The following is an 11,782-nucleotide window of genomic DNA, read 5'->3' as shown; positions in this document are numbered from 1 at the left end:
GTTTTTTATTTATAATAAAAGCATCTATTCAAATGGTAAATAATTTGAAAAATAACATCATTAGAAGCATAATTTTTATTTTGTTCATTTTGTTCATGGTAGTTAATTTGAATTTTTAAAAAGTAAGCTGCTCCTCGTAAGAATGGTAGAATAAGATGAAAATAGTGAAGTGTGAAATAGGGAGTAGATGTTATATGAAAACGAGAATTGAAGAGATTTATAGCTCTTATGAAGGAAAAGTAGAGGAGATTTTTATTAATGAATCTTCTTACGTATATGAATGGGAGAAATTACTGATGATCCGAAAAAATGACGGTGAGCTTAAAAAAATTGCAGTCGGGATTAGTGGAAATATAAGATTGGTAAATGTAGAAGTTGGACAGGAAATTAGTGAGGATACATTATTAGTTAAATTAGAAGATGATTTATTAATTACAGGTTGTGAGTGATGAGAGATGTGTAGAAATAACTACACATCTTTTTTTGTTTCCTATATTACAAAAAGCACATTGTTTTTTCACAAATCTCACACAACCTTTTGGTATTCTTTTCGTGGAGTATACGGTTTCTAGGGAGGAATATTGATGAAAGTAAAATATGTCGTACTTGCTATATGTTTATGTTTCGTATTTACGGTAGTCGGGTGTGGGAAAAAGGAAACAGCAGCTGTTGCCATTGATGAGAAACATGATAAATGTGATATTTGTCAAATTGGGGTAACAGATAATCAATTTGCAACAGAAATTATTTTAGAAAATGGAAAAGCGTTAAAGTTTGATGATATCGGTTGTATGTATAAATGGATGGAGATCAACTCAGGTGAAAAGACGAAAGAGAAATTTGTTCGAGATTATGATTCGAAAGATTGGATTTCGTTAGAAGACGCTACTTACGTATATGATAAAACAATAACGACACCGATGGCTTATAATGTCATTTCATTTAAAAATAAAAAAGATGCAGAGAGCTTTGTATCTAACTATAAGGGGAAAGTTCTTTCATATAAAGAGCTAGCAGAGCATAAATGGGAAATGAATAAAGAGATGATGGGGAAACCGAAAGCAGGAAATCATGGTGGACATCATTAATGATAGAAAAAGACAACTATATAGTTGTCTTTTTCTATTATTACTCAGGTGCAAATATAGAAAAGGTGTAAAATTTTTAGAAGAACGGTTACAATGGAATATAGTAACCTAAAGCAATCATTTATCCCGCATTAACGGGCAATAAGATCCCCACCTCAAAATTTAGTGAAAGCAAAGAAGTTAGGTGGAGTCGGGCTGCCCGTAAAAGCCCGATTGGTGTGGGCTAATAATTAGTGGTGGATGAACAAAACCCCCACTAATTAAAGTTTCACTTTATGTACTTTTTAGAAATGTATACAAATGCGGTAAAAACGTGCTAAACTAATTGCTTCATAATGTTAATGATGGGGCCATCAGGCGTATCATTTCAATAGGTTGAGAAACATAGTATAAGCTTAAGATAATCCGATTAAAGAAGGAATATAAAGGGCTTATGGATAAATGTACTCAAGAAGAGTTATTGTATGTGATGGAGGAATGGTTAAGAAAACATTATCTTTCATAGGAGCTGTAGTTGTGAGAAAACAAAAAATTTTATTATGTATTTTATTAGGACTTTTAATGACGGTAGTGGCTTGCGATAAGCAAGAAGAACCAGAATCGAAACCAGTTCATGTGAAAAATGAAAAGAAAAAAGAGAAGCATAAAGAACAGGAAGAATCTAAAGAAGAGAAAAGTATAAATTTAATGGACAAACAGTTGTTACTTTCAGCTACCCTTGGAGACACAGAGACAGCTATGAAGTTGATTCAGGATGGAGCGAATATAAACGTAGAAGGTGACAACGGAGAAACGCCTGTCCTTGCAGCGACGTACCAAAATCATGTAGAGACAGTTAAAGCATTAATTGGTGCAGGTGCTAATATTGAAATTAAAGATGAGAAAAAAAGTAATCCACTTCTTTATGCAAGTAGAGAAGGATATACGGATATTGTAAAAGTATTAATTAATGCAGGAGTTAATACGAAAGAAACGACTAGGTCAGGTGGGACAGCACTTATTTCTGCATCTGAGCGTGGCCATGTAGAGGTTGTTAAAGAATTATTAGAGCATACAGATATTGATGTGAATTATACAAATGAACGTGGTGGAACAGCGTTATTAGAAGCAATTGTATTAGGAAATGGTAGTGAAAACCATAAGAAAGTAATTCAATTGCTTATTGATCACGGTGCAGATGTAAACATGGCTAACAAGGAACATCTGACGCCACTGCAATACGCTGAAAAAAGAGGTTTTAAAGATATTGTAAATATGTTGAGGGTAGCTGGAGCGAATGAAGTAGTACAGCCACAACAACCAGTAGAGTAAAAAACGGAAAATAATCCCATTTAGATAGACAGAATGAAGAAATCAGTTAGTATGATGGATTCAGTAATGTGTATTTGAATGGGATTTTTATTTTGAACATGAAAAATAGATTATGAATGGATGGTATATGGAGTAAATAAGGAGGATAAAAATGAGGCTCTCAAAACTTGATTTAATAGTAATTCAGGCAGAGGTTTTATTTGTTCATAATCAAGTAGGAAAAATGAAATATGTAAATGAACAAGGAAATCCGAAAGCACCACGTTTTTTTCTTGGCAGAACTCGTGAAGGGAGTATAACGAGATATCATTGTAATGTGGACGATGAAACGGTAAGTAAGATTGAGAAGTTAATTCGAGAACCTTCAAAGCATATAGAGATAGCAAAGATTATTAATATATTAAATGAAGAAAGAACAGTGGAAAATATTTGGATGGGTCCTGCTTTCATGTTTCATAGTAATTTACATAAGCCGACTAGAACAATACAAATAACTGAGAAGAATAGAGAGCTTTTGCGAGAAAATTTTCCTAATCTAATAGAACAGATGGAATGGAGGAAACCTTATTTTGCAATTGTAAAAAATGAAAAGGTAGTTTCCGTTTGTTGCAGTGCCAGAAGTACGCCCGTAGCTGCTGAGGCAAGTGTGGAAACTTTAGCGGAATTTCAAGGGAATGGATATGGTACTGATGTTGTTACAGCCTGGGCCTTATCAATACAAGAGGAAAAGCGCATTCCACTTTATAGTACTGCTTGGGATAACTTTGCTTCGCAAGCAGTGGCAAGCAAACTAAAACTTATTAAATATGGAATGAATTTACATATTGATTGAATTTTAAGTATTGTTTCGTTCTATTCGTTTGTATTCAAATATATGGATTAATGTAAATAGTGATATGGTGAATATTAACATTCGGTTAACACCTAATTAACAATCTATCAAAACTGACTTAATAAATGCGTAATATAGTAAAGGTAACAAAATAAATAGGGTAGAGAACATTTGAGAACACCCACTTACATATAATGTGCCACTTTCTTAGGTGTGCTCTATTCCCTAGAGTTCAAATAAGGAGAAAGGCGTTCTATGTAAGTAGGTGTTTTTAGTTTGGATAAAAATAGAACAGTTAGGTGGAAAAAATGTTTAAAGAACCTTATATTGCGATGATAAAGGATTGGAAAGGATACAAAGCATACAAAAAATTGCCGAAAACAGTTTTTCTTATGACTGGTTCAATGCTGGAATTACCAGAGCGTGTATATGAATTGCAGAAACATGGACATGATGTATTTCTTCATTGTGATTTTATACAAGGCTTAAATACGAATACAGAGGAAGCGCTTTTGTATATTCAAGATGTTATCGGGGCACAAGGTATTATTTCAACAAAGGGTTCAACAATTCGAAATGCTAATAAAATTGGATTGAAAACAATTCAACGTATTTTTATTGTAGATACTTTATCCCTTACTAAATCAATTGAAAATTGTAAAACGACTAAACCAAATGCAGTAGAGATTATGCCGGGGATTATGCCTTCTATAATTAAACAGCTAGTAGAGGAAATAGAGTTTCCTATTATTGCAGGTGGGCTGATTCAAACGCGAGAAGATGCGGAAATTGCAATTCATGCAGGAGCAAGTGCGATTTCAACAAGTCATTATGAAGTATGGATACAAGAAGAAAAAAGGAGTGCAACCTTGTGATTGAATTGAAAAATGTTTCAAAGGTATATAAAAATGCAGAAGAGACAGCGGTTAAAGGCGTATCGGTTCATATTAAGAAGGGTGAATTTTTTGTTTTAGTTGGACCTTCGGGATGCGGGAAAAGCACATTATTACGAATGATCGCTGGCTTAGAAGAGATTTCTTCAGGAGATTTAATTATTAATGAACGTGTTGCAAATGATCTAGAGCCGAAAGACCGTAATCTATCAATGGTATTTCAAAATTATGCATTATATCCACACTTATCTGTAGAAGAAAATATTTTATTTGGACTTAAGGTAAGAAAAGTACAAAAAGAAGAGCGACAAAAGCGATTAATGGAAGCTATTGAAATGGTAGGACTGAAAGAGTATGTGAAAATGAAACCAGGCCAATTATCAGGCGGACAAAGACAGCGTGTTGCACTTGCCAGGGCAATTGTGAGTCAAGCACCAATCTGTTTAATGGATGAACCACTTTCGAATTTGGATGCGAAATTACGTGCGCAAATGAGAATTGAAATTAGAGAAATTCAGCAGCGATTAGGAATTACGATGATTTACGTTACCCACGATCAAATAGAAGCGATGACTATGGGAGATCGTATCATGGTTTTAAATAAAGGAAGTATACAGCAAGTTGGAACACCACTTGACATATATAACGAACCAGCAAACGAATTTGTTGCAAGCTTTATAGGTTCTCCTTCTATGAATATAAATGATGGGGAAGTAAATAAAGAAAAAGGTGTATTACATATAGGGCAATTGCAAATTCCATTATCTATTAGACAGTTAAAGCAATTACCAGAAGGAACAATTCGCATAGGCATGCGTCCTGAGCATATTGCACTGTCTGAGGAGGGAAAAGAAGTGACGTTGCAATCTGTAGAAGTATTAGGGAATGAATCTATATTGAACTTTGCGGTAAATGGAACAACTTGGAGTGCGAAAGTCATCGGACAGTTACTCTTGAACAAAGGTGACAAAGTAAAATTATTATTCTCGCAAGAAAAGTTATGCTTCTTTAATGAAAACACGAATGAACGCTTAAAAGTGGTAGCTGAAGAAGAGTTGAAAGTGGTGGCGAAATAATGATCGAAGTAAGTAAGTTACCAGTTCAAACAAAGGTGTCAAAAAAGAAAAAATTATGGGGGAGAACGAAAGATTTAAGAATAGGATTATTGTTTTTGGCGCCATCTATTTTGTTATTTTCGATTTTTTTGTTCTATCCATTGTTTAGGACAATTTACTATAGCTTTTATTTAACCGATATACATGGGGAAGCTAATCTTTTCGTTGGCTTAGAAAATTATCAATACTTATTCTCTGATCCAGCCTTCTACAAAAGTATAAAATCAACTTTATTATTTGTTTTATATACAGTGCCTACGAGTATTATATTTGCTTTGTTTCTTGCATTGATTGCAAATGGAAAAGTAAGAGGTATTGGGTTATTCCGAGTTCTGTTTTCTTCGACGATGGGAATATCAGTAGCTGCTAGTGCAGTGATTTGGCTATTTTTATTTCATCCAAGTGTAGGATTATTTAATAATATATTAGCCTCTATGAACCTTCCTGCAATCGCATGGTTAACGAGTCCGGACTGGGCACTATTCTCTGTATCAGTTACAACAGTTTGGGTGAATACAGGTTTTGCATTTTTAGTTATATTAGGTGGTTTACAAAATATCGATACGTCGTTATATGAGAGTGCATCTATAGATGGTGCTAGTTATTTATATAAACTTCGCCGTGTTACATTACCGATGCTATCACCAACTTTATTCTTTATTGTAACAGTAACATTAATTAGTGCGTTCCAAAGCTTTGGGCAAATTGATATTTTAACGCACGGTGGACCAAATGATGCAACGAATTTGATTGTGTACTCGATTTACAAAGAGGCGTTTGTGAATCATCAATTTGGAACAGCAAGTGCACAAGCAATGGTATTATTTGTTTTCATTTTCCTTGCTACATTACTTCAATTTAAGTTTGCTGAGAGAAAGGTGCATTATAAATGATTGTTAAACAGTGGAAACAAAATTTCCTATTATACATGCTGCTCATTATTAGTGCAGTAATGGTATTTTTTCCTGTACTGTATGCATTTTTAATAAGCTTTATGACACCAGACGATATTCAAATGAGAAGGTTATTTCCGACCCAGTTTACTTTTGATAATTTCATTAATATTTTTCAAAAAGTACCACTTTTTACATACTTATATAACAGTTTAATTGTATCGACAGTCGTTATGATTGGACAACTTATCGTATCAAGTTTAGCAGCTTATGCTTTTGTTTTTCTTCAGTTTAAAGGGAGAAACTTAATTTTCTTCCTGTTTATTTCAACGATGCTGATTCCGTGGGAAGCAACGATGGTGCCTAACTTTTTAACGATTCAAAACTTTGGTTGGATCAATAGTTTCGCCGGGATGACAGTGCCGTTTTTTGCAACAGCTTTCGGTATTTTCTTGTTACGTCAACATTTTATGACACTTCCGAATGAACTGAAAGAAGCTGCTTTTATTGAAGGGATTGGAAATATAAGATTTTTATTCAGCGTTGTAATTCCGTATTGTAAAACGAGTTTTATTACGCTTGGAGTATATAGCTTTTTAACAACATGGAATATGTATTTATGGCCACTTTTAGTGACCACTGATGAAAAAGTAAGAACAGTGCAAATCGGTGTGAAGCAGCTTCAGTCTCAAGAAGTTGCAACTGATTGGGGAAGCGTAATGGCCGGTGTTACGGTTATCGTTATTCCAACATTGATTTTACTATTTTTAGGGCAAAAGCAATTACAACAAGGATTAACAAAAGGTGCAATTAAATAACTAAGAGAAGGTGAGATTTAAATGAGTCTAGTTAAAAAAGGTGCTGCTCTATTAATGGCAGCAACAATGGCATTATCTAGTGCCGCTTGTTCAAATAGTAAAACAGAAGGAAAACCTGAAGCACAGGCAAAAGTAGCACCAGTTGAAAAAAATGGTGATAAAACTGTAATTCGCTTCTGGCATGCGATGGGTGGAAAAACACAAGGAGTACTAGATGGTCTTGTTGCAGACTATAATAAGTCACAAAATAAATACGAGATAAAGGCAGAGTTCCAAGGAACATATGAAGAGTCTTTAACGAAATTTAGAACGATGTCTGCAACGAAAGAAGCGCCAGCTCTTGTTCAATCGAGTGAAATTACAACGAAATATATGATTGATAGTAAAAAAATCACACCAATTGATAGCTGGATAAAAAAAGATAAGTACGATACGTCAAAATTAGAAAAAGCAATTACAAATTATTATTCAGTTGATGGAAAAATGTATTCTATGCCATTTAATTCATCTACACCAGTATTAATTTATAATAAAGATGCTTTCGCAAAGGCGGGCTTAGATCCAGAGAAAGCTCCAAAAACATATGCTGAATTACAAGAAGCAGCGAAAAAGTTAACGATTAAAGAAGGCGGAAATGTAAAACAATATGGATTCTCCATGCTTAACTACGGTTGGTTCTTTGAAGAATTGTTAGCGACACAAGGTGCTTTATATGTAGATAACGAAAACGGTCGTAAGGATGCTGCAAAAAAGGCAGTATTTAATGGTAAAGAAGGACAGAAAGTATTTGGAATGTTAGATGATTTAAATAAAGCTGGTGCCCTTGGAAAGTATGGAGCAAGTTGGGATGATATTCGTGCCGCGTTCCAGTCTGGACAAGTTGCTATGTATTTAGATTCTTCAGCTGGTGTTCGTGATTTAATTGATGCATCTAAGTTTAATGTAGGTGTTTCATATATTCCATATCCAGAGGATTCGAAACAAAATGGTGTTGTTATTGGTGGAGCATCATTATGGATGACGAATATGGTTTCAGAAGAAACGCAACAAGGTGCTTGGGACTTTATGAAATATTTAACGAAGCCAGACGTACAAGCAAAATGGCATACTGCAACAGGCTATTTCTCAATTAATCCAGATGCATATAATGAGCCATTAGTAAAAGAGCAATATGAAAAATACCCACAGTTGAAAGTAACAGTAAATCAACTGCAAGCAACGAAGCAATCTCCAGCAACACAAGGGGCTTTAATTAGTGTATTCCCAGAATCACGAGATGCAGTTGTAAAAGCATTAGAAGCGATGTATGACGGGAAGAATAGTAAAGAAGCGTTAGATGAAGCTGCCAAAGCAACAGATAGAGCAATTAGCATTTCAGCTCGTACAAGTCAAAAATAAGAGAAAGCCGTATCCTTAAAAGGGATACGGCTTTCTTTATAGGGAGATAAGGGATCAAAGAAATGATGAAGTCTTATCTCTTTTATATGAGTAAAGGGTCTAGAGTGAATGTTGTCCTTTTCATTATTTATTTAACTCCATTGCGACTTGTTTACCATTTACGAAAACCTCTACTACCGCTACTACAACTTCCATTACTTTTTTCATCTCTCATCTCTCCTTGTTTTTTGTTTCATTTCTTACTTTCAGTATAAGGAGATACAGTAATTACAACTATCGAATTGGATGACAAGAGACTTACATTGTTGTAAGGATAATAGTTTAGTTTGTAATAAAGTGAAACTTTAATCAGCGGGGGTCTTACGGCCCATTAATGCGAGATAAATATGATTCGGGATTTCAATTCTGAACTTTCTGTCGTTTTGAACTATAATTAGAAAGAGGGGGGATAATATGAAAAGAATTCTTGTTATTAGTGATATTCATGGAGAGATAGAAAAGTTCGAACAGTTATTGGAAGAAGCTCAATATGATGCGAAACAGGATCAACTAATCTTACTGGGAGATTATGTAGATCGTGGTCCAAATGCGCGGGCTGTAATTGAAAAGGTAAGAGAATTGAAAGAAGAGGGAGCACTTATTTTAAAGGGAAATCATGAAGATATGATGATTAAGGCGTTAACGACAAATGAGGAACGTTCATGGAACCATTGGGTAAAAAGAAATGGTGGAGATAAGACATTATATAGCTATGGATTTGTAGAAGAGGATATTGCGGTTAATGAGAAAGACTTCCAAAAACCGATGTTACACTCTCGTGTATTAGAGGAACATATAAAGTTTATTCAAGAATTAGATCATTACATTGAAACAGAAGAGTATATATTTGTACATGCTGGGGTTGAACCGATGAAACGAGTTTCTGAATCTGAACCATATACGTTAATGTGGATCCGTAATGAATTTCATAATGGATATAGCGGTGAAAAGGTTGTTGTATTTGGGCATACGGAAACAAAAACGCTTCATGGTAGTGAGGAGTGCGGAGTGTATTTTGGTAGTAATCGTATTATTGGAATTGATGGCGGGGCTGTGTACGGTGGTCAGCTAAATTGTTTGGAATTGCCGAGTAAAAAGGTATATGTAATAAAAAATTGAAAGAGATAAGAGGAATCTTATTTCTTTCAATTTTTTATTAAGCTAAATTTAAGACAAAGTTTTTATAATAAAATTTCAAAATTTTAGAAGGAAATAGTTAAAAATGAAAATACGTAATGTAACTACATTCTTTTGTTATGAAGAGAAGAAATGTAATAATAAATAGAATTGAACTATTTGATGGAAGGTGAGAGCATGCGCTTACTTGTAGTAGAAGATAATGCCTCGTTATTAGAGTCTATCGTACAAATTTTGCGTGATGAATTTGAAGTAGATACGGCAATAAATGGAGAAGATGGATTGTTTTTAGCGCTTCAAAATATATATGATGCAATTTTGCTGGATGTGATGATGCCAGGGATGGATGGATTTGAAGTAATTCAAAAAATACGTGATGAAAAGATTGAAACACCAGTCCTGTTTTTGACAGCGAGAGATTCTTTAGAAGATCGGGTGAAGGGATTGGATTTTGGTGGAGATGACTATATCGTTAAGCCATTTCAGGCCCCTGAATTAAAAGCGAGAATTCGCGCTTTACTACGCAGAAGTGGTAGTTTAACAACGCAGCAAACGATTCGTTATAAAGGGATTGAATTGTTCGGAAAAGATAAAGACGTTCAAGTAGATGGACAAAGTATTAAGTTGACATTGAAACAATATGAGCTACTAGAGTATCTCATTCAAAATAGCGGGAAGATTTTAATGCGTGAACAAATTTTTGATCGTGTTTGGGGATTTGATTCAGATACGACAGTAGCCATTGTGGAAGTGTATGTGCATCATTTGCGTAAAAAATTAGAACCATTCGGTTATCAGAAAGATATTCAAACTGTTCGAGGTATTGGATATATATTAAAAGAACAATGAAAAAGGGAAGTATGTTTCAAAAGACACGCATTCGTTTGACTATAGTGAATTCATTAGTATTTATCCTATTAATAGGTATATTAGGTAGTATTATTTATTCATACACATATAAGCGTATTTATAATGAAGTGGATCAATCTATAAAAATGATGGCTCAGTATAGAGAAAAATTAGATGTTAAAATACCACCAAGAAAACGTATGGAGAATATCCAAATTGGAGATCCGCGAGTAACTAGAATAACTTGGAATGGGAAAATAGTGAAAATAGAGGGCGATAATCGTAAATTCCGTTCAATTTTTGAAGAGAATTTGGAAAAGTTTTCTCCGGAAAAAATAGGGGAGTTACAAGATATCAAAGTACAAGGACGATATTTTAGAGCATTTTCGCTTCAAAAAGATGGAGAAATAGTTCAAATCGTGCGAGATATAACAGCGGAAGAAGGAATGTTAAATACTTTATTTTTAATTCTTATTATAGGTTGTAGCATAGGAAGTTTATGTGCAATAGGAATCGGCTTTTTCTTAGCTGGTAGGGCACTCGTACCTATTCAAAATTCATGGGAGAAACAGCAGCAATTCGTTTCTGATGCATCACATGAACTAAGGACACCGCTTGCAGTTATTCAATCAAAAACGGATGTGTTATTTCAGTCACCATCCGCTACGATAGAAGAAAAAGCGATGGATATTTCTACAATTTCAAAAGAATGTAGGCGGTTATCAAAACTCGTTAGTAATTTATTATTACTAGCACGTTCTGATTCTAATCAAATTGAGATGGATAAAAAAACATTTGAACTTGATAAATTGTTAGAAGAAATAGTAGCTCCATATAAAGAGATTGCTTCTTATCAAGAAAAAGAAATGATACTAAAAGTAGAACGTGACGTATCTTTTATGGCTGATAGAGAGCGGATTCATCAAATGATGGTCATACTGTTAGATAATGCGATGAAGTATACAAACGAAGGCGGGCATATTCAAATTGATTGCACGCAGACGAGTAGTTCGATTCGCATACAGGTGAAAGATGACGGGATAGGAGTGAAAGAAGAAGATATTCCGAAATTATTTGATCGTTTTTATCAAGGGGATAGAGCAAGAAGTACGTCAGAAGGAGCTGGATTAGGTCTTTCAATCGCAAATTGGATTGTAGAAAAGCATTACGGAAAAATATCAGTAGAGAGCAAATGGGGAGATGGCACTTGTTTTGAAGTGATTTTCCCTAAAAACCAAAAAATATAAGTAAGAAGACGATCTTGTTTTTACAAGGTCGTCTTTTTTTAAGACAAAGTTAAGAAACTATTTATATTATATATGGCATGAAGAAAGTTCGTTACATGAAGAAGAGACTAGGTGTATGTGAGTGGGGTTTATCAATCATAATGTTATCTCAAGCAGCGATGA

12 protein-coding genes are annotated in these 11,782 nt (G+C 34.3%); all 12 read left to right on the top strand.

The features are described 5' to 3' along the window. The first annotated feature begins 194 nt into the window (after positions 1–194). Positions 195–449, top strand: coding sequence for a hypothetical protein (locus B9A45_RS27480; RefSeq protein ID WP_000857377.1), 255 nt, complete (start codon positions 195–197; stop codon positions 447–449). A 135-nt stretch (positions 450–584) separates the two neighbouring features. After that, positions 585–1,088 carry a nitrous oxide reductase accessory protein NosL gene (locus B9A45_RS27475; protein ID WP_000865666.1) on the top strand — a complete coding sequence of 168 codons (504 nt, stop codon included), beginning with the start codon at positions 585–587 and terminating at the stop codon, positions 1,086–1,088. Between the two features lie 441 nt (positions 1,089–1,529). Continuing rightward, positions 1,530–2,399 (top strand): ankyrin repeat domain-containing protein, encoded by an 870-nt coding sequence (locus B9A45_RS27470; protein ID WP_000287338.1) that lies wholly within the window; start codon positions 1,530–1,532, stop codon positions 2,397–2,399. A 151-nt stretch (positions 2,400–2,550) separates the two neighbouring features. Next, complete coding sequence (locus tag B9A45_RS27465) at positions 2,551–3,231, top strand: GNAT family N-acetyltransferase (RefSeq protein ID WP_084065521.1); 681 nt, start codon at positions 2,551–2,553, stop codon at positions 3,229–3,231. Between the two features lie 308 nt (positions 3,232–3,539). Next, the gene (locus B9A45_RS27460; RefSeq protein ID WP_000472001.1) at positions 3,540–4,106 is read left to right on the top strand and encodes a glycerol-3-phosphate responsive antiterminator; all 567 of its coding nucleotides are present in this window, start codon (positions 3,540–3,542) and stop codon (positions 4,104–4,106) included. Continuing rightward, complete coding sequence (gene ugpC / locus B9A45_RS27455; RefSeq protein ID WP_141552485.1) at positions 4,103–5,200, top strand: ABC transporter ATP-binding protein; 1,098 nt, start codon at positions 4,103–4,105, stop codon at positions 5,198–5,200. Before B9A45_RS27460 ends, ugpC begins: the two co-directional genes overlap by 4 nt. Then, entirely contained in the window at positions 5,200–6,132 is a 933-nt protein-coding gene (locus B9A45_RS27450; protein ID WP_000573803.1) for a carbohydrate ABC transporter permease, read from the top strand. The genes ugpC and B9A45_RS27450 overlap by 1 nt, the downstream gene beginning before the upstream one ends. Continuing rightward, positions 6,129–6,950 carry a carbohydrate ABC transporter permease gene (locus B9A45_RS27445; RefSeq protein ID WP_000635946.1) on the top strand — a complete coding sequence of 274 codons (822 nt, stop codon included), beginning with the start codon at positions 6,129–6,131 and terminating at the stop codon, positions 6,948–6,950. The genes B9A45_RS27450 and B9A45_RS27445 overlap by 4 nt, the downstream gene beginning before the upstream one ends. 21 nt (positions 6,951–6,971) lie before the next feature. Then, on the top strand, positions 6,972–8,348 hold the full coding sequence (locus tag B9A45_RS27440) for an ABC transporter substrate-binding protein (RefSeq protein ID WP_084065519.1): 1,377 nt from the start codon (positions 6,972–6,974) through the stop codon (positions 8,346–8,348). 453 nt (positions 8,349–8,801) lie between these two features. Further along, positions 8,802–9,506, top strand: a complete 705-nt coding sequence (locus B9A45_RS27435; RefSeq protein ID WP_084065518.1) for a metallophosphoesterase family protein — start codon at positions 8,802–8,804, stop codon at positions 9,504–9,506. A gap of 195 nt (positions 9,507–9,701) precedes the next feature. After that, on the top strand, positions 9,702–10,373 hold the full coding sequence (locus B9A45_RS27430; RefSeq protein ID WP_001238623.1) for a response regulator transcription factor: 672 nt from the start codon (positions 9,702–9,704) through the stop codon (positions 10,371–10,373). Continuing rightward, a complete protein-coding gene (locus tag B9A45_RS27425) occupies positions 10,370–11,620 on the top strand; it encodes a sensor histidine kinase (RefSeq protein WP_074643185.1) in 1,251 nt (416 codons plus the stop codon). The genes B9A45_RS27430 and B9A45_RS27425 overlap by 4 nt, the downstream gene beginning before the upstream one ends. Positions 11,621–11,782: the final 162 nt, after the last annotated feature.

The organism is Bacillus sp. JKS001846, assembly GCF_900176455.1.
Taxonomy (GTDB): domain Bacteria; phylum Bacillota; class Bacilli; order Bacillales; family Bacillaceae_G; genus Bacillus_A; species Bacillus_A cereus.
The sequence above is the reverse complement of the archived record's forward strand: the minus strand, read 5'-3'. Positions and strand labels throughout refer to the sequence as shown.